Origin of the sequence: Cobetia sp. D5, assembly GCF_035666195.1 — a bacterium.
Lineage (GTDB): Bacteria > Pseudomonadota > Gammaproteobacteria > Pseudomonadales > Halomonadaceae > Cobetia > Cobetia amphilecti.
Window position 1 is genome coordinate 2,755,010 of record NZ_CP142020.1, and the last position, 18,612, is coordinate 2,773,621.

General features: G+C 64.4%; 16 protein-coding genes. 6 read left to right on the forward strand and 10 right to left on the reverse strand.

Going from position 1 to position 18,612, the window contains the following annotated elements; translation table 11 throughout:
• Window positions 1-26 precede the first annotated feature (26 nt).
• The 3 genes from U0O11_RS11460 to U0O11_RS11470 are packed head-to-tail and all read right to left on the reverse strand — an operon-like array spanning window position 27 to window position 3,177.
• Window positions 27-1,250: an ABC transporter substrate-binding protein gene (locus U0O11_RS11460; RefSeq protein ID WP_324690124.1), complete on the reverse strand. Its 1,224-nt coding sequence runs from the start codon at window positions 1,248-1,250 to the stop codon at window positions 27-29.
• Window positions 1,247-2,098, reverse strand: a complete 852-nt coding sequence (locus U0O11_RS11465) for an ABC transporter ATP-binding protein (protein WP_153636179.1) — start codon at window positions 2,096-2,098, stop codon at window positions 1,247-1,249. The genes U0O11_RS11460 and U0O11_RS11465 overlap by 4 nt, the downstream gene beginning before the upstream one ends.
• Window positions 2,095-3,177, reverse strand: coding sequence for a FecCD family ABC transporter permease (locus U0O11_RS11470; RefSeq protein WP_082388608.1), 1,083 nt, complete (start codon window positions 3,175-3,177; stop codon window positions 2,095-2,097). Before U0O11_RS11470 ends, U0O11_RS11465 begins: the two co-directional genes overlap by 4 nt.
• Before the next feature lie 463 nt (window positions 3,178-3,640).
• Here U0O11_RS11470 and yghX point away from each other — a divergent pair, with 463 nt between their 5' ends.
• Window positions 3,641-4,528 carry a YghX family hydrolase gene (gene yghX, locus U0O11_RS11475; protein WP_284726763.1) on the forward strand — a complete coding sequence of 296 codons (888 nt, stop codon included), beginning with the start codon at window positions 3,641-3,643 and terminating at the stop codon, window positions 4,526-4,528.
• A 207-nt stretch (window positions 4,529-4,735) separates the two neighbouring features.
• Here yghX and U0O11_RS11480 read toward each other — a convergent pair whose 3' ends face one another.
• Window positions 4,736-5,821 carry an endonuclease/exonuclease/phosphatase family protein gene (locus tag U0O11_RS11480; protein WP_324690128.1) on the reverse strand — a complete coding sequence of 362 codons (1,086 nt, stop codon included), beginning with the start codon at window positions 5,819-5,821 and terminating at the stop codon, window positions 4,736-4,738.
• 412 nt (window positions 5,822-6,233) lie between these two features.
• Between U0O11_RS11480 and thiM the strand changes: the two genes are divergently transcribed.
• Together thiM and thiE are read left to right on the forward strand one after the other, a co-directional pair.
• Complete coding sequence (gene thiM, locus U0O11_RS11485; protein WP_284726765.1) at window positions 6,234-7,073, forward strand: hydroxyethylthiazole kinase; 840 nt, start codon at window positions 6,234-6,236, stop codon at window positions 7,071-7,073.
• The gene (gene thiE, locus U0O11_RS11490) at window positions 7,063-7,686 is read left to right on the forward strand and encodes a thiamine phosphate synthase (protein ID WP_248377366.1); all 624 of its coding nucleotides are present in this window, start codon (window positions 7,063-7,065) and stop codon (window positions 7,684-7,686) included. Before thiM ends, thiE begins: the two co-directional genes overlap by 11 nt.
• 135 nt (window positions 7,687-7,821) lie before the next feature.
• Here the strand turns inward: thiE and eat are convergent, their stop codons facing one another.
• From eat to U0O11_RS11510, 4 genes are all read right to left on the reverse strand, one after another.
• On the reverse strand, window positions 7,822-9,240 hold the full coding sequence (eat, locus tag U0O11_RS11495; protein ID WP_324690131.1) for an ethanolamine permease: 1,419 nt from the start codon (window positions 9,238-9,240) through the stop codon (window positions 7,822-7,824).
• Window positions 9,241-9,313: 73 nt separating this feature from the next.
• Window positions 9,314-10,174: an ethanolamine ammonia-lyase subunit EutC gene (gene eutC, locus U0O11_RS11500; protein ID WP_324690133.1), complete on the reverse strand. Its 861-nt coding sequence runs from the start codon at window positions 10,172-10,174 to the stop codon at window positions 9,314-9,316.
• Window positions 10,171-11,577, reverse strand: a complete 1,407-nt coding sequence (locus U0O11_RS11505; protein ID WP_324690135.1) for an ethanolamine ammonia-lyase subunit EutB — start codon at window positions 11,575-11,577, stop codon at window positions 10,171-10,173. Before U0O11_RS11505 ends, eutC begins: the two co-directional genes overlap by 4 nt.
• A 178-nt stretch (window positions 11,578-11,755) precedes the next feature.
• Window positions 11,756-12,688 (reverse strand): MurR/RpiR family transcriptional regulator, encoded by a 933-nt coding sequence (locus U0O11_RS11510; RefSeq protein WP_279838570.1) that lies wholly within the window; start codon window positions 12,686-12,688, stop codon window positions 11,756-11,758.
• A 166-nt stretch (window positions 12,689-12,854) separates the two neighbouring features.
• Here U0O11_RS11510 and U0O11_RS11515 point away from each other — a divergent pair, with 166 nt between their 5' ends.
• From U0O11_RS11515 to U0O11_RS11525, 3 genes are all read left to right on the forward strand, one after another.
• Complete coding sequence (locus U0O11_RS11515; protein ID WP_324690138.1) at window positions 12,855-14,183, forward strand: aspartate aminotransferase family protein; 1,329 nt, start codon at window positions 12,855-12,857, stop codon at window positions 14,181-14,183.
• A gap of 65 nt (window positions 14,184-14,248) precedes the next feature.
• A complete protein-coding gene (locus tag U0O11_RS11520; protein WP_324690140.1) occupies window positions 14,249-14,821 on the forward strand; it encodes a carboxymuconolactone decarboxylase family protein in 573 nt (190 codons plus the stop codon).
• Window positions 14,822-15,090: 269 nt separating this feature from the next.
• Window positions 15,091-16,347: an NAD(P)/FAD-dependent oxidoreductase gene (locus tag U0O11_RS11525; protein ID WP_324690142.1), complete on the forward strand. Its 1,257-nt coding sequence runs from the start codon at window positions 15,091-15,093 to the stop codon at window positions 16,345-16,347.
• A 14-nt stretch (window positions 16,348-16,361) separates the two neighbouring features.
• Here the strand turns inward: U0O11_RS11525 and U0O11_RS11530 are convergent, their stop codons facing one another.
• Both U0O11_RS11530 and U0O11_RS11535 read right to left on the reverse strand, forming a co-directional pair.
• On the reverse strand, window positions 16,362-17,468 hold the full coding sequence (locus U0O11_RS11530) for a glycosyltransferase family 4 protein (protein WP_324690144.1): 1,107 nt from the start codon (window positions 17,466-17,468) through the stop codon (window positions 16,362-16,364).
• A 660-nt stretch (window positions 17,469-18,128) separates the two neighbouring features.
• Entirely contained in the window at window positions 18,129-18,608 is a 480-nt protein-coding gene (locus U0O11_RS11535) for a hypothetical protein (RefSeq protein WP_153636191.1), read from the reverse strand.
• Between the last annotated feature and the right edge of the window lie 4 nt (window positions 18,609-18,612).

An 18,612-nucleotide genomic window follows, 5' to 3' on the forward strand; every position in this document is an offset into this window, starting at 1 on the left:
ACCAGCAGGCACCAGCCCCGATCAGCTCATCGGGGCGTGTCAGGCGCCTCAAGCGCCAGCTGCCCCCAGAAGTGGCCGCTGCTGCGCGACAGCGTCGGGTCATTCATCAGGTAGGCAAAGGTGGCCATGGGGTCGAGGTCGGCAAAGGTCTCGGGGTGCAGCCAGCGCGCGATGGCCTCCAGCGCGACGATGGCATAGGGCCCCTGGTGGAAGCCATGCCACAGCGCCATCACCCGGCCCTGCTTGACGGCATCCAGCGACTGCCAGCCGGGCAGTGTCTGCACCATGCGCGCCAGATCGTGCTGGATATCCTCGCCCGAGATGCCGATGCCGGCACGCAGGCCATCGCCCTTGGCCCACTGGCCGCCGGTATTGAGAATCGCCTCGGGCGGGTGTGCCAGCACCCACTCCTTGCTGAGGGTGGCACCGCTGACCGGCGCCAGTTCAGCGGCCAGATTGCGCCCGCCAGCCCGCGTGACCAGGTCCGCCACGCCGTTGTGCAGATTGGTACGACAGCAATCCACCTTCACGCCCGGTGCGATGTTGATCAGCACACGCGGCCGTTCGGCTATCGTCGCCAGACGTTCGTCAATCAGCGCCAGATGCGCCGCGATGGTGTCATCCACCTCGCGGGCACGCGCCTCGACGCCGAGCACCTCGCCCAGCAGGCGCACGCTGACCGGAGCATCCTGCAGCGGATGATGATTGAACTCGACATACAGGTAGGGAGTGCCGACCTCGTCCAGCAGCGCCGCCAGCGGCGAGCCTTCGATACGTGAGCGCTGAGAGAGATCGAACAGCACCAGGTCCGGCGTCAGCGCCAGCAGGGCCTCGCCCTCGAGGCTCGGCGTCGAGGCGCGACTCAGTGCTGGCAGCGTGGCAAGTTGCGGCCAGCGCGCTTCGAGACGCGCGGTCATCGCCGGGTCAAACACCGCCAAGGGATAGGCCCAGCCGACGATGCGCTCAAGCGGCGCATCCAATAGCGTCAGCAGGGCATACAGCTGGCGCGGCTGGGCGAGGAAGATGCGCTGCGGTGAGTCCTCAAGCGTCACCTCGCGCCCGGCGAGATCCGTGACCTGACGCGGAAAGCTGGCCCGGGTCTGCCCCTTGGCGACCGGCTCGGCGGCATGGGCAAGGTTGCCCGGTGCGCTCGAGAAGGCGCCTGCGAAGACACTGGCGAGTGCCAGCAGACAGGCGCCTGCCAGTCTCCTGGGCTCGTTTCTGGGCTCAGTCTTGCGCACCGCCATCATCGTCTGGCTCCGGCATCGCGCGTGATATGGCCGATATCGGCGTGGGCCGAGTCGGCGACGCGGTCGGTGAGTACCACCGGATGGCCCAGCGAGCAGCTCTCGATCCGCGCCTCGATGCCATAGGCCTCACGCAGATGCTCGGCGGTGATCACCTCCCGCGGGGCCCCGGTGGCCAGCAGCCCGGAGGGCGCGAACAGGATGATCTGATCACAGAAACGCAGCGCCAGATTGATGTCATGCAGCGCGATCAGACAGATGGCCTGCTGCTCCTGCACCACACCGCGCACGCCTTCGATCAAGGCCAGCTGCCAGCGCAGGTCCAGCGCACTGGTCGGCTCATCCAGCAGCAGCAGTTGCGGCTGGCGCACCAGCGCCTGGGCGAGACCGACCATCTGACGCTGGCCACCGGAGAGCGTGTCCATGCGCCGGAAGGCCAGCGAATGCAGCGACAGGCGTGCGAAGACCTGCTCGACCAGCGAATCCGTGGCCTCGCGGCTCAGTTCGGCACGCGCCGCGCGACAGGCGCTGGCCACGGCTTCATAGGCGACCAGACTGGTCGGCTGCGGCAGCGTCTGCGGCAGGTAGCCGACATGGCGCATGCGGTTCGCCCCGTGCAGCGACGACAGCGCAAGCTCCCCGAGGTGGATGTCGCCCTTGGCCGGGCGCATGCCGGCAATCGCCTTGAGGAAGGTCGACTTGCCGACCGCATTCGGCCCGAGCACCCCGACCAGTGAGCCCGCCGGCAGCGGTGGCAGATCGAGTTGATCGAAGATCATGCGCCGCTGATAGCCGGTGGTCAGCTGCGAGATCTTCAAGGATGCTTGCGAATCAAAGACGTGATGGCTCATCCCTGCCCCCTGCGCTGTCCGAGCAGCAAGGCGAGGAAACAGGGAATACCGATCAACGAGGTCACGATCCCCACCGGCAGCACCAGGCCGGGCACCAGCGACTCACTGGCCGTGGCGGCCAGGGACAGCACCAGCGCGCCCGCCAGCGCACTGCCGGGCAGATAGAAGCGATGGTCTTCCCCCAGCGCCAGACGCGCCATGTGCGGCCCGACCAGACCGATGAAGCCGATGGTGCCGACAAAGGCCACCGCCACTGCCGCCAGCAGGCTGACGCGCAACAGCGCCGTGCGGCGCAGGCGGGTGACCGGCACGCCGAAGCTGCGCGCATGGTCTTCCCCGGCACGCAGCGCTGTCAGCGCCCAGGCACGCCGCATGGCGAAGGGCAGGCAGACGACCAAGACGCTTGCGATGATCGCGACTCGCTCCCACGAGGCTTCCGACAGGCTGCCCATGGTCCAGAACACCAGCTGTTGCAGCGCATCGGGGCTGGCAACGAACTGCACCAGCGCATTGACGGCGTTGAGCACGAAGACCAGCGCGATGCCGAACAGCACGATCACTTCGCGACTGGCGCCATACAGCGAGGCCACGGCATCGATGGCCAGAATCGACAGCGCCGCGAACACGAAGGCCATCAGCGCGATGGTGTAGCTGGGCGGCAGCCCCGGCAAGGCCACATCCAGGATGATGACCAGCGAGGCACCAAGCGTCGCCGCGGCGCCCACGCCCAGTGTGAAGGGGCTGGCCAGGGCGTTGTTGAGCACGGTCTGCATCTCGGCGCCCGCAAGCCCCAGAGCGGCACCGACCAGCGCCGCCATCACCGCCGTCGGCAGGCGAATCTGCCAGACGATGGCTTCATTGATCGGCCCGTGCGAGCCGGGATTGATGAGTTCGCCCAGCAGATCAGACAGCGCGAGATCGGCAGGGCCGGTCATGATGTCGCCAAGGATGGCCAACAGCAGTGCCAGGCCCAGCGCGGCGAGAATCACCACACGTTTCCAGGCGAAGCGCCGGTATTGCTGGGCGAGCGTAGGCGACGGTTCAGGCGCTGAGGCCTGAGCGTGCGCGGGGGGAGACATCGGACTTTTTTCAATCACCAGCAAGGTCTGCCACTAGGAGGAGGAAGTGAACTTCCATGCATCAGGGCCCACCGGAGCCACCAGGCAGCTCGGCTATCAGCATGAATCATGCGCAGATGATAATGATTGACGCCTGCAGTCACAATGCGCACGGCCGCGACTGGCGACATGCGCGACTCGGCTCACGTCCATTCAACCCAACTTGGCGGTGCCTCCAGACCTTCCTACACCAGTGCTTCCCACTCCCGCCCTGCTCACGCCCACCCTGCTCACATCCGGCTCACGCACGCTTCGGCAAATACCTGACTCAGCAAATGTCAGGCCCGGAAAAGGAGAGACCCTGTAAATGTCAGGCCCGGAAAATGACAGACTCGGTGAACAGGGCGGCAAAAACTTGGTAGCGTCATGGCGGGTTGCTATGTTCAAGACTCGCTCGCCCCCTTCTCTTGCCCAGGAGTCTGACATGGCCCGCCTCACTGCAAAGGATTTTGCTCCCGAGTTGCTGGAGCTGTACGACGGATATGTGCATGGCAACATCACTCGCCGCCAGTTTCTGGATCGCGCGGCGGCCTTTGCCGTTGCGGGCATGACGGCCACCTCGATTCTGGCAAGCTTGAGCCCCGACTACGCACTGGCTTCCCAGGTCGAGTTCACGGACCCCGATATCGTCGCCGAATACATCACCTACCCGTCCCCCGAGGGCCATGGCGAGGTGCGCGCCTATCTGGTGAAGCCCGCCAAGGCCAGCGGCTCGCTGCCGGGCGTGGTGGTGGTGCATGAGAATCGTGGCCTCAACCCCTATATCGAGGACGTGGCGCGCCGCGTGGCCAAGGCCGGCTATATCGCGCTGGCCCCGGATGGACTGAGCTCGGTGGGTGGCTATCCGGGCAATGACCCCAGGGGCAAGGAGCTGCAGGCACAGGTAGACCCTGAAAAGCTGATGAACGACTTCTTCGCCGCCATCGATTACCTGATGAGCGAGGACCGCACCACCGGCAAGATCGGCATCACCGGCTTCTGCTACGGCGGTGGCGTCTCCAATGCCGCCGCCGTGGCCTATCCGGAGCTTGCCTGTGCCGTGCCCTTCTATGGCCGCCAGCCGCGCGCCGAGGAAGTCGCCGCCATCAAGGCCCCGCTGTTGCTGCACTATGCGGAGCACGATGAGCGCGTCAATGCCGGCTGGCCCGCCTATGAAGCCGCGCTGAAGGAGCACGACAAGGTCTATGAGGCCTACATCTACCCGGACACCCACCACGGCTTCCACAACGACTCCACCCCGCGCTATGACGAACAGGCCGCCAAGCTCGCCTGGGACAGAACCCTTGCCTGGTTCGAGAAGTATCTGAGCTGACCTCAGGCGGCACCAGGAAGACGACCAGCCCGCCTCAAGGCAACGAAGCCAGCCATCACGCTATCCCCGTGATGGCTGGCTTCGTCATTTTCGAGTGAGACCGAGACTGATCTCTTAAGGCTCAGGCCTGATCAGTTCACAACAGACCTGTTCAGACTGACCTACTAAGAAAAGAGCATTTCAGAACAGACCCGTTCTGAAAAAAACTCAGCTGCACAGCATGCCGCTGGCGACGATCTCGCTGAGCGTGCCCTTGCCGATGCCGCTGATGCGGGTCAGTTGACCGCTGGAACTCCACGGACGCTGACGGATGATATCGGCGGCGCGTGCCGGCCCGATATTGGGCAGGCGATCCAGCTGATCAGCGTTGGCGGTATTGAGGTCGATACAGGTCTGACTCGCCGAACTGGAGGCGTTGGATGCACGACTGGCCACCTCTGTGCCCGCCGCCTGCGGCTGGCCGCCGTCCAGCGGCAGCAACGCCAGTGTCTCGCCGGTCACCGACAGATAGATCGGGGCGTGATCGGAGACATCGGCACGCGCCGCCTCATGACTGATGCCCAGATAGTCCGGGAAGCGGAACACCTCGCCGCTGGCGCTGGGCCATTCGCTCGGCACATACCAGATGTTGTCGTAGAGCGAGGCATAGCGGCCATCGGTCTTGGAGAGCGTCGTCGCGCCCTCGGTGATCAGCGGGCGCAGGCCGAGGATCCGCAGGTCTCCCCACGCAGGCTCATCCGGCGCCATGTTGAAGTCGCCCATGATGATCGCCGGGGTGCCGGGCGAGATTTCCTTCATCAGGTCGTAGATATCCGCCAGCGCACGGATTTCCGGCGCGCGATCCGCCTTGCTGTCGCCGTAGACGATATGCACGTTGGCGGCGCTGAAGGCCCGCCCGCTGTCCTTCTCGACGAAGGTGGCAAGCAGCGGCTCGCGCGAGAACACATCCTCGGGATCGAGATAGACGGTAGCCCCGCCCTGATAGGCGATCGTCTTGTCGCGATACAGATAGGCGTAACGCTCGGTATAGGTGCTGCGCCCGACCGCATGGCTGACCAGGCTGTCCCACTCATCGCCGGTCAGCGCCTCAAGCTGCTGCTCGAGCTCGCTGACGACCTCCTCCTTCATCACCTCCTGCAGGCCGATCAGGTCCATATGGCTCGCCACCGCCGCGACCTGCTCGAGATGCTTGCCGTTGTTCCAGCCGGCATGCTTCAGATTCCAGCTGGCGATCACCGCCTCCGCCTGACTGCTGGCTGCAGTGCCCAGCAGTACGGGCACTGTCAGCGCCATCACCACTCTTCTGGCGATGCGCTCAAGCCGAGAACCGCCAGACGGCTGCCGGCCGCGCGGGAGCTTGCTGTTGTAGCTTGTGCTGCTTGTGCTGCTTGTGCTGCTGTTGCCAGCGATATCCAGGTGACTGCTGCTCGTATTGCTGACGTTACCGCGCTGACCTATCCGTATCACTGCGTGACCCTTGACTGATGACTCGTACACAAAAGACCGTAAGAGACTGTATCTTATGGACTTGTCGTCAAGGTTTATAGAACCACAATATTATTTATTATCCTTTGCGCGACTCTTGATAGATGAGAGAGAGCTAGCGCGTCACGCCACCGTCAGCGCCGGACCTTGCCACTTGACCTTTCAGCGCCAGCTTTTACTCTCGAGCGCTGATGCTTCCTTTCTCCAGTCACGAGATCCCATGACCCCATCGTCGTCCCTTTCTCCCGGCAGTCTGCTGAATCAGCTGCGCCAGACCACGCCGCTGGTGCACAACATCACCAATCATGTCGCGATGACGCCGACCGCCAATACCCTGTTGGCTATCGGTGCCTCGCCGCTGATGGCGCATGCGCAGCAGGAAATTCAGGAGATCTCCGCCATCAGTGCGGCGCTGTCGATCAATATCGGCACGCTGTCACCCAGCTGGATCGAGGCCATGCAACTGGCCGCGATGTGCGCCCACCGCGATGGCAAACCCTGGGTGCTGGACCCCGTCGGCATCGGCGCCTCCAGCCTGCGCCAGTATGCGTGCCGCGCGCTGCTGGAATATCGCCCTAGCGTGATTCGCGCCAATGCCTCCGAAGTGCTGGCGCTGGCCGGTGAGATGAATCAGGGACGCGGCGTGGACAGCGGCGATGACGGTGAGGATGCGCTGGAGCGCGCCAGTCGGGCCGCCGTCGCGCTGGCGCGCACGCAGAACTGTGTGGTGGCGATGACCGGCCGTGTCGATGTCGTCACCGATGGCCAGCGGCAAATCACGGTTCAGGGCGGCCATGCGCTGATGGGCCGCGTCACTGCCATGGGCTGCGCGCTGAGCAGTGTGGTCGCCGCCTTCCTCGCCGCCTCCCTCGCCGGGCATGACGACACCCTGCACGCCACCGCCGCCGCGCTGGCCTGCTACGCCGAGGCCGGTGAGACGGCGGGCCAGTCGGCGCAAGGCCCGGGCAGCTTCGTGCCACGCTTCATGGATGCCCTGTATACTCTCGACGCCGATTCCACCCCGCTAGCCTCTCGTCTGGAGCTGACCGATGTCACTTGATCTATCCCTTTACCTGGTCACCGACCCCGCGCTGTGCGCCCAGCGCGGCCTGGAAGCCACCGTGATGGCCGCCGTGCGCGGCGGCGTCAGTGTCGTGCAGCTTCGCGACAAGCATGCCAGCGACGAAGAGATGATCGCCCAGGCCATCCGCCTCAAGGCGCTGCTGGACGAGTACGAGGTGCCGCTGATCATCAATGACCGCATCGAGGTCGCGCTGGCCAGTGGCGCCGATGGCCTGCACATCGGTCAGAGCGATGGCGACCCGGTCGAGGCGCGTCGCCGTCTCGGCGAGGACGCCTTGATCGGCCTGTCGGTCCAGACGCTTGAGCAGCTCAAGGCCGTCGATGTCGAGCGCATCGACTACCTCGGCCTCGGCCCGGTATATGCCACCCCGACCAAGCCGGATCATGCCGCGCCGCTGGGCATCGAGGGACTCACGCAGCTCGTGCGCTCAAGCCCGCTGCCGACGGTCGCCATCGGCGGCATCTCGCTGGCCAATGCCGGCGAAGTCATGACCAGCGGCACCGACGGCCTCGCCGTCGTCTCGGCGCTGTGCAGTGCCGAAGACCCCGCCGCGGCCGCCCAGCAATTCCTGGCGCAGTATCCTTTCTGATTGGATCTGAACTGTGCTGATCTGATCTGAAATGAGCTGAGCTGAGCTGAATTGAGCCCGCCAGTCACGACAACGCCCGCCATGGTCAGCCATGGCGGGCGTTGTCGTCTTTGCTACCTGAACTGATTGAGCGGATCAGCTGGTCGCCAGGTCACTCTCGGCATTCGCCACCAGCGCGAACTCCTCCTCGGCGGTCTTCGCCACCAGCCGATGACGGCTGAAGATGGCGTAGTAGGCGATGCCCACCACGAACAGCACCAGGGTGTAATTGAAGGCACGCGGATCGAAGGCATAGACCCCGGTCAGCGCGATCAGCGAGAGCACCAGCGCGATGGCGGACGTCACGATGCCGCCCGGCGTGCGATAGGGACGCGCCAGCGCCGGTTGACGCAGGCGCAGCAGGATATGGCTGGCCGCCATCAGCGCGTAGGAAACTGTCGCCCCCACCACCGCCATGCCCAGGATCAGATCGCCCTCGCCAGTCAGCGAGACCAGGAACCCGAAGATGCCCGGCACCACCAGCGCCCAGGTCGGCGCCTTGCGCTTGCTGGTCAGCGACAGCGTCTTGGGCAGATACCCGGCCCGCGACAGCGCGAAGACCAGACGGCTGTAGCCATAGATGATCGAGAAGAACGACGCTACCAGCCCCGCCAGGGCAAGCACATTGACCAGTGTCGCCAGCCCCTCGCTGCCGGTGGCCTTGAGGGCATCCACCAGCGGCACGGCGCTGCTGCCGATTGCCTCGGCCCCCGCGGCGCCGGCCAGCAGGAAGACGACCAGCACGGCGGTGAACATCAGAAACAGCATGGCGCCGATGATGCCACGCGGGACATCACGGGCCGGATTGCGCGATTCCTCCGCCGCCAGCGGCACCCCTTCCACGGCCAGAAACAGCCACATGCCGAAGGGCAGCGCCGCCCAGATGCCATACCAGCCATTGGGCATGAAGTCGCTGGCCCCCCAGGCATCGGTCGGAGCGATGTCGAACAGGCGACTGCTGTCGAAGTCACCGATCAGCGCGACGGCGGTGGCGATGATCGCGAACACGGCCAAGCCGCTGATCACCATCATCACCTTGTGCGCCTCGCCGACCCCCGCCAGGTGAATGCCGATGAACACCAGATAGAAGATGGCGTAGATGATCGGGCCATTGATGCCCAGCAACGATTCCACCGCACTGCCGATGAAGATGACGATGGCCGCGGGGGCCAGCGCATATTCGATCAGCACGGCAAGACCGGTGAGGTAGCCGCCTGCCGGCCCCATCGCCTGGCGGGCGAAGCTGTAACCGCCGCCGGCGGCCGGGATGGCCGCTGACATTTCCGCCAGCGACAGCACGAGCGCCAGATACATGATGCCCATCAAGAGTGCGGCGATCGCGAAACCTCCCCAGCCCGCCTCGCCGATGCCGAAATTCCAGCCGGCGAAATCGCCGGAAATCACGTAAGAGACCCCGAGGCCCGCCAGCAGGACCCAGCCTGCCGTCCCTTTCTTCAATTGGCGCCTGGCCAGATAGTCCTGCTCATTCGTGTCGTGATTCGTGTCGCGAGTCATGGTGCCGCCTTGTATGCCTCAGGCATTTGTCATTGCTGGATCGGGAGTTTCCCGCTGCTGCGCTGCCGTCCCATCAGGACAGCAGGAAGTTCTGGATACCGGTGCCGCCATCCAGCGCCGTCTCGCCGCTTCTGTCCTTGAGGCCCACACCGGTGAGGCCGAGCTTGCGTGCCTCACGCAGCAGGTAGTGCAGTCGTTCGGCAGCCATGGCGAAGTCGAGCCCTGCCGGACGCACGTTGGAGATGCAGTTGCGGCTGGCATCGCTCAGGCCGACGCGCGGCTGCCAGGTCAGATAGAGCCCGAGGCTGTCCGGAGAGCTGAGGCCGGGACGCTCGCCGACCATCACCAGCACTGCTCGGGCATTGAGCAGCTCACCGACTTCATCGCCGATCGCGACCCGCCCCTGCTCCACCACGCTGATCGGCGCCAAGGACCAGGCATCCGGCCCATCCTCGGCAAGCGATTCCAGCAATGCGGCGATGAAGGGCGCGGCATTGTTCTGCACCGCCAGAGACGAGAGCCCATCGACGACCACGATGGCCAGATCGGCAGGCTGGGCGTCGAGGGCGGACAACTGCTGACGCGAATCCTCATCGAGACGCCGCCCGTAATCGGGGCGCTGCAGATAGGTGGTGCGATCCACGGCGCGACTGTGCAGTCGCTGAATCTGCGGAGCATTCGCGAGCGCCGCGACCTGATTGAGGTCCTCGATCAGTCGGGGAATCTCCAGCGGCAGGTGGACGGCATCCTGGGCGCGGGCGTGCGCCAGCTGGAATTCCAGCGAACGATTGGTCGGCAGACTGATGCCGGCACGGCCAAGGCCGATGCGCGCATCCGTGAACTGGCCAAGCCGCTGCCAGGGATTGGGCGTGACGATGGCATCGGGTTCCAGGCTTCGCGAGACCGCATCAGCAGAGGGCTGGTCAGGGTTCATGCGTCACCTCCTGTCACCTGACGCAGTGAATTGGCGAAACGGTCGGGCATTTCGCTTGGCAGTGCCTGGGTGGCGACATCGGTGAAGATCTGCATCTCCTCGAGCCAGGCGGCGAATTCCGGCGCCGGGCCCAGGTCCAGCACCCGCCGTGCATAGAGAGCATCGTGGAAGGAGGTGGTCTGATAATTGAGCATGATGTCATCCGAGCCGGGGATGCCCATGATGAAGTTGCAGCCCGCCACCCCGAGCAGCGTCAGCAGAGTATCCATGTCGTTCTGATCGGCATCGGCATGATTGGTGTAGCAGATGTCACAGCCCATCGGCAGGCCCAAAAGCTTGCCGCAGAAGTGGTCCTCGAGGCCGGCGCGGATGATCTCCTTGCCATTGAACAGATACTCGGGGCCGATGAAGCCGACCACGGTATTGACCAGCAGCGGCGAGTACTTGCGCGCCACCGCATAGGCGCGCGCCTCGCAGGTCTGCTGGTCCAGGCCGTGATGGGCATCGGCGGACAGCGCACTGCCCTGGCCGGTCTCGAAATACATCACGTTGTCGCCCACCGTGCCGCGCTTGAGCGACAGCGCAGCCTGCTGCGCCTCCGCCAGCACGGAAAGCTCGACACCGAAGCTCTCGTTGGTGGCCTGGGTGCCGCCGATGGACTGGAAGACAAGATCCACCGGGGCACCCTGCTCGATGCACTCGAGGGTATTGGTGACGTGGGTCAGCACGCAGGACTGGGTGGGGATCGCGTACTTCTGGATCACCTCATCCATCAGACGCATCAGCTTGATGCTCTGAGCCACGTTGTCGGTGGCCGGGTTGATGCCGATCACGGCGTCGCCGTTGCCGTAGAGCAGGCCATCGAGAGTGCTGGCCGCGATGCCGGTGACGTCATCGGTGGGATGATTGGGCTGCAGGCGGGTCGAGAGATGACCGCTCTTGCCGATGGTATTGCGAAAGGCGGTGACCACCTCGCACTTCTTCGCGACCATAATCAGGTCCTGATTGCGCATCAACTTGCTGACCGCGGCGGCCATTTCGGGGGTAATGCCGGCGCGCACCTGCGCCAGCACCGCGGGGGTCGCGAGGTCACTCAGCAGCCAGTTGCGGAAGTCGCCGACGGTGAGATGGGCGATCGGCAGGAACGCCACCGGATCATGCTCATCGATGATCAGGCGAGTGATGTCGTCCTGTTCGTAGGGAATCAGCACGTCTTCGAGGAAGGTCTTGAGGGGCAACTCCGCCAGACACAGCTGAGCGACGACTCGCTCCTCGGCGGTTTCCGCGATCACGCCAGCAAGACGATCTCCGGAGCGGGCGGGCGTCGCCTTGGCCATCAGCTCGGCCAGATTGGCAAAACGATGGACCTGACTGCCCAGGGTGTAACGGTACTCGCGGCTCATGGGAAATTCCTTGCCCTGACGGATGTCATTTCATATCAGTCGTTTTGCAGGAATCACGCCAACCTCCCTCCATGCCTCTTTGGTCCTGCATGCGCCTTGAAGCCGCATTGCGTAGGTCTGCGCCCGCACCACCGTGGTGCATGACCGCGTTCACGCTCGGTGCAGTGCGTCGCGGGCATCAGCCGCGTGCGCCCCCCAACTCCGTGATGATCGCCTCGCGCTGCTTGAGTGAAGCCACACCCGCATCGCCCAGCTTGCTGGCCACCTCACTGAGCAGGCCTTCGGCGAGAAACATGAAGGCACTCATGCTGTTGCTGTAGAAGAGGCTGTGATTGGGCACATGGAAGCTGTAGCGCGCCAGCGGCTCCAGCGGAGAGCTGGCCGAATCGGTCAGCGCGATCACCTCGACCCCACGCTTCACCGCCACCTCGGCGCAGGCCACCACGCTTGGGGTATAGGGGAAGCAACTGGCCACCACCAGCACGTCACCGGCCGACAGCTGGGCCAGTGCATCGGCCACGCCCTGACGACTGGCATCCAGCGGTGCCACGTCCGGGCGCAGCATGCCCAGCCCATAGGCCATGAACAGTGCCAGGGAATTGAACTGACGCATGCCGTGCAGGCGCACGCGCGGCGCCTCGGCCAGCAAGGTGGTCGCGGCTTCGAAGGCCGCGGCGTCCACCCTCTCCAGCATGCTGAGGATGTTGGCGCTCTCCTGACGCCCCAGCCGCGCAAGCTGGGCCATGGCGCTGCTATCGGCGTCTCGCGCCAGCAGCTGCGAGGCCTGCTGGCTGTAGAAATGCTCGCCATCCGTCACCGCCTGGCGAAAGACATCCTGAAACCTGCTGAAGCCCTCGTAGCCCAGCCGCCGGGCCAGACGCGAGAAGGTCGAGGCATTCACGCCGGTCAACTCCGCCAGCTGGCTGATGGAAGACACCGCCGTGCGTTGCGGGGACTCGATCAGCACCGCCAGCACGCGCCGGGAACTCGCGCCGAGACGAATCTCCACCTCACGACGATCGATCGCCGCCAGCAACTGCTTCAACCCCTCCAGGGTCTCCGGCGGCGAGTCAGGGGATGCGGGCCCGGGGGCTCGGGAGGATGGGGGCATGGGATACCTCCTTGGCAAGGGACAGGACAGATGGCGGCAACGGTAGCATCTCTGGCCGGTCGAGTCCGAAGGCACAAGCGACCATATGCAATTATTTATTGCACAAACTGCAAATGCACTACATATTTGCATTACGTCTTCGCACCCCTGCCGCCACGGAGCCCGCATGAGCCACGTACTGCATCGCAACCTCAATCAGGAGTATCCCACCGCCGTGAAGGGCGATGGCCCCTACATCGTCGATCGCGAGGGTCGCCGTTATCTGGATGCCAGCGGTGGCGCGGCCGTGTCATGCCTGGGGCACAGCGACGAGGCGGTGGCGCAGGCCATCAAGGATCAGGTCAGCCAACTGGCCTACGCGCACACCTCGTTTTTCACCAGCGACCCGATGGAGCAGCTGGCCGACTTTCTCATCGAACGCGCCCCCGCAGGGCTCGACTCCGTCTACTTCGTCTCCGGCGGCTCGGAAGCGGTCGAGGCGGCACTCAAGCTGGCCCGCCAGTATTTCGTCGAGATCGGCCAGCCCCAGCGCAAGCATCTGATCGCGCGGCGCCAGAGCTACCACGGCAATACGCTGGGCGCGCTGGCCACCGGCGGCAATGCCTGGCGGCGTCAGCAATTCGAGCCGCTGTTGATCAACGTCAGCCACGTCAGTCCCTGCTACGCCTATCGGGACCAGCAGCCCGACGAGACGCCCGAGGCGATGGGCATTCGCCTCGCCGCGGAGCTTGAGGAGGAAATCCTGCGTCTGGGCGCCGAGAACGTGATGGCCTTCGTGGCCGAACCGGTGGTCGGTGCCACCCTGGGTGCCGTCACCGCGGTACCGGGCTACTTCAAACGCATCCGCGAGGTCTGTGATCGCTACGGCGTGCTGCTGATTCTCGACGAGGTGATGTGCGGCATGGGGCGCACCGGCAGTCTGTTCGCCGCCGAGCAGGAAGGTGTCACGGCAGATCTGATCACCATCGCCAAGGGCCTGGGCGCCGGCTACCAGCCGATCGGCGCGACCCTGGTCAGCCAGCGCATCCGTGATGCCATCGCCAATGGCTCCGGCTTCTTCCAGCACGGCCATACCTATATCGGCCATGCCACCGCCTGTGCCGCGGCGCTGGCAGTCCAGCAGACCATCGAAGCCCGCGACCTGCTCACACGCGTCAATGTCCTCGGCGAGGGGCTCAAGGCGCGCCTGAACGAGCGCTTCGCACATCACGCCCATGTCGGCGACATCCGCGGTCGCGGCCTCTTCCAGGGGCTGGAGCTGGTGGCGGATCGCGATTCCAGAAAGCCCTTCGACGCCTCCCTCAAGCTGCACGCGCGGCTCAAGAAGGCCGCCATGGCCGAAGGCCTGATGTGCTATCCGATGGGCGGCACCCTCGATGGCCGCCAGGGCGATCACATCCTGCTGGCACCGCCGTTCATTCTGCAGGAGTCGCATCTGGACGAGATCACCGCCAAGCTGGGGCGTGCCATCGATACCACCCTTGCCAGCCTGTGACGGCTCAGCTGCAGGCACATTGCCTACCCCACGATCTTTGAATGGATTTGAATGGAGTGACTTTCATGGCGATCACATCGCGCCTGACCGAACTGGATGACGCCAGCATGAGCGCGGCTCAGCGCGAGGTGCTGGCCGAGATTCTCAGCGGCCCGCGCGGCAATCTGGACGGCCCCTTCCTGGCCTGGATCCACAGCCCCGAGCTTGCCAATCATGCCCAGCGCCTCGGTGCCTTCTGCCGCTACGCCACCGGCCTTGAGCTGCGTCTCAGCGAGCTGGCGATTCTCACCACGGCGGCATGGTGGAAATCCCAGGCTGAATGGCAGATTCACGCGCCGATTGCCGAGCAGGCCGGCCTCGCGCCCGAGGTTATCGCGGCGCTGCGCGAGGAGCGTGAACCCGCGTTTGAACAAGACGATGAGCGGTTGGTCTATCGCATCACCCGCGCGCTCTACGCTGAGCGGCGCGTCGATGATGCCCTGTACGCCGAGGCCGTCGCGATGTTCGGCGAAACCGTGGTGGTGGAGCTGGTCGGGGTGCTGGGCTATTACGCCCTGGTGGCGATGACGCTGAATGTCTTCGCCGTCCGGCGCGGTGATGACATCCCGCTGCCCTTCGAGGAGCCGAGCCAATCTTGAAACGCGTGTCTTGAAGGGCCTGGATTGCGCCACTCTCGGAACGCTTGAGTACGACACGCACGGCCACAGCGCGCTTGCCGAGCTGTCGCCCGCGAGGCATGCTCGAAAGGCCCCCTGCTGCGCCCCGGCCCCCCGGGGCGTGCGTCATTGCGGCGCGAATACCTCGATGACGACGCTTCGATATCGACGCCAGGATGAGAACACCTCGATAACAACACCTCGATAACAACACCTCGATAACAACAAGATGACCACAGGGTGAGCGATCAATGAGTGATAGCGAACACACGGAAGTGGCGGTGATCGGCGCAGGCGCCGTGGGTGTCGCCTGCGCCCTGTGGCTGCGGCGCAGCGGCCACGAGGTGACGATGATCGAACGTGAAGGCATCGCCAGCGGCACCTCCTTCGGCAATGCCAGCACCCTGGCGGATTACGGCTGCCTGCCCATCGCCCGTCCGGAAATCTGGCGCAGCATGCCGTCGCTGCTGCTGTCGCCAGACTCGCCTTTCGTCATCGACTGGAAATGCCTGCCCAGGCTCTCGCCCTGGTTGATGCGCTTCATGGGCCAGTGCAACGCCACTCGCTTTCGCGCCAACAGCGAGATACTGGCCCAGCTGCTCAGCCATACCTACACGGACTACCAGCCGCTGCTGGACGATGCCCCCGCCGCTGCCGCGATGATTCAGCGCAAGGGCTGCCTGTATGCCTACGGCAAGGCCGAGAACCTGCAAGCCGCACAGGGCGATATCCGACTGCGCGACCAGCTCGGCATCCATCAGCAGGTGCTGACGGCGGATGAGCTGATCGCACTGGAACCGGCCATGGAAGGTCACACCGCGGGTGGTGTGCTGTTCCCCTCCTCCTGTCACCTCGATGACCCGCAGGTGTTCATCGACACCCTGGCCACCCCGCTGCGCGAAGAGGGCCGAATCGTCAGCGCCGAGGTCACCCGCCTGAGCCGTCAGGCCTCCGGCATGCTGCTGGAGTATGCCGATGGCCGGCGACTCAAGGCAGACAGAGTGGTGCTGGCAGCCGGGGCCTGGTCGGCACAGCTGGCCCGCCAGATCGGCGACAGGATTCCGCTGGATACCGAGCGTGGCTATCACATCGAATTCGATCTCGAGCACTCGCCGCTCAACCGCCCGACCTGCCCGGTGGAAAGCGCCTTCTACATGACGCCACTGCACAGTGCCGAGGGTGCGCGCCTGCGCGTAGCCGGCACCGTGGAGCTGAGCTCGCTTGCGGGGCCGGCCAACCCGGCCCGTTTCGACTATCTGGAAAGCCGGGTGCGCAAGGTGCTGGGCATTGACGCCCCGGTAGCCCGGCGCTGGCTGGGCTTTCGTCCCACCCTGCCCGATTCCGTACCGGTGATCGGCCCGTCACCCAATGAGCCACGCGTGATCCATGCCTTTGGCCATCAGCATATCGGGGTGACACTGGCAGGCGTGACTGGCCGCCTGGTCAGCGAATGTTTAGCCAAAGGCTCATCAGAGTGGATCGCGCCCTGCTTTGCGGCCCGATTTTGACACCCTGGGAGGATTCACGAGGCATCCGCGATGCGGGTTCGACCGGAGGTCAGGCGCTCCAGCAACTGCTGCCACTCGCCGCACAGGGTGTCCGCATCGAAGCGCGCGGCATTGTCGCGCGCCTGCAGGGACATCTCGCTGCGGCGGGCTTCATCCGTGATCAGATCACGGATCTCGCGCGCCAGTGCCTCATCGTCCTCGACATCCACCAGCACGCCGCTGCCGCCGGCCAGGATTTCGGCAGGCCCGGTTTCACAGTCTGTCGAGACCACCGGTAAGCCGAAGGATTGCGCTTCCAGCAGGGTCATCGGCAGTCCCTCCCAGCGTGAGCTCATCACGTACAACGCCGCCCGCTGATACTCCTTTTCCACCTGTGAGGTGCGGCCCACGAAGACGACGCTGTCACTCAGGCCCAGTGTCCAGGCCTGGGCCTTGAGGTCATTTTCATCCTCGCCCCAGCCGACGATGCGCAGTCGCCAGTCAGGGTGGACCGACACGACCTTGTGCCAGGCATTCAGCAGTACATCGAAGCCCTTCTGCTCCGTCAGGCGCCCGACGGCAAGCACGGTACGCGACGCTGCGTCCTCTTCGCTGGGCTTGGGGAAGTGCGGCACCGGATTCCAGATCGCGCCGACCTTGTCGCGGATGCGATAGCGCGCTCGCCAGGCCTCGGCATCCCGCTCGGTGAGCACCACGATGGCGTCGGCCAGGCGCACGGCGGTCGAGCGGCCCACCGAACGCAGGCGTGAACCATGATCGGTGGCGAGATTGAAATGCTCCCAGCAGATGATCCTGGCGCGCTGGAACGGGGCCCACGGCGCACAGAAGGCGAACAGGATCGAATCCACCAGCACCACCACATCGGCCTGTTGATGGCGGACCTTGGTCAGCAGCGCCGAACTGATGCCCAGCGACCGTCGGGCCCCGCCTCTGGCTTCCTTCAGATTCAGGCAACAGGTCGTGATGCTGTCCTCCAGGGAAAACGAGCTGGTCGCTGGCCCGAACAGACTCGCGATCATCACGTCATGACCCGAGCGCGCCAGTCCGCTGGCGATTTCGCATGTGACACGTTCCGTGCCTCCGTCGCTGGAAAGATTACCGACGACAAACAGAATCTTCATTGGCTCATGCGCTCCACAGGGAAATGCTCGCCGCGAGGCACCCGACCGCAGGCGCGATATCGCCTTGCTTGATCGAAATGCTCAACTGCGGCGCAGAAAAAACCCGCCACCGACGAGGGTCGATGGCGGGAGATAGGGGGTATGACATGAAGCGGTGCGATCTAGTGCAGAACGCTAATGCAGAATGCTAGCGCAGGAACGGTTGCGCAAAACGGCTGACAGCAAGGCGACCGGCGGTCACCATGTCTTGACCGCTTCATGAAGAAAAATGCCTCAGGCATTTTTTGGAAAGACGGTACGTCAGAAAGACAGCACGTTAGAAAGATAAAGCGCCAGCAGGACAGCGCGTCAGCAAGACAGAACGGCAAGAGGGGCGTGCGCGGTAAGCGGGCACGGGGAGCTGATACGGAAAGCGGGTTCGGAAAACGAGTTCGAAAAGCAAGAGTGGCAAGCGGCCTGAGCGCTGAACGAACACTGCCAGGCATCATGCGAGATGCCAGCTCAACGCGTCTTGCCCACCCCCGCCTTCTGAGAAGCACGCTTGTCCTGAATCATGGTGAGCGTACAACGCGCGCCGTGGCATGGGTGATGAAAAGATAAATCCAATGCCGGCGCGCCAGGCTCAGTTCAATAGCTCAATGCTGGCACCTGACAACAGGATCAGCGGCCAGCCATCGGGTGCGACGACTCAGCATCCTGCTGGCTCGTCCGGCTGGCAGTGATGGCTTCAGTCGAGACGCGATGGATGATGCCGCAGTCTTCACAGTGATAGAGCGGCGCCTTGCCGGCCAGTCGCTGCCACCAATGGCGTTTTACGCGATGTACGCTGGCGCCCCCGCATTGGGCGCAGAAACGATATCCACTCATGACGACATTCTGCTCTCTGTTGATGGTGTTCACGGGCATCCTTCCCTTTGATGACGATCGATCGCGTTCCAGCGAGACGGCCTGTTCAGCGACACGCGGTGTGTCATTGCCAGAAGAAGCACTGTCCCGACCGATTGAGCTCTCCAGGCAGGCGCCTGTCACTCTCACTCGCGGGGCCATTATGCGCGTTAAATCCAGCAGCAGTTCCTGATATTTGCCCAACTGTCGAGAACGATTTTCTTCATCTTCCTGACGAAAATCCAACGGTGTCAATGTG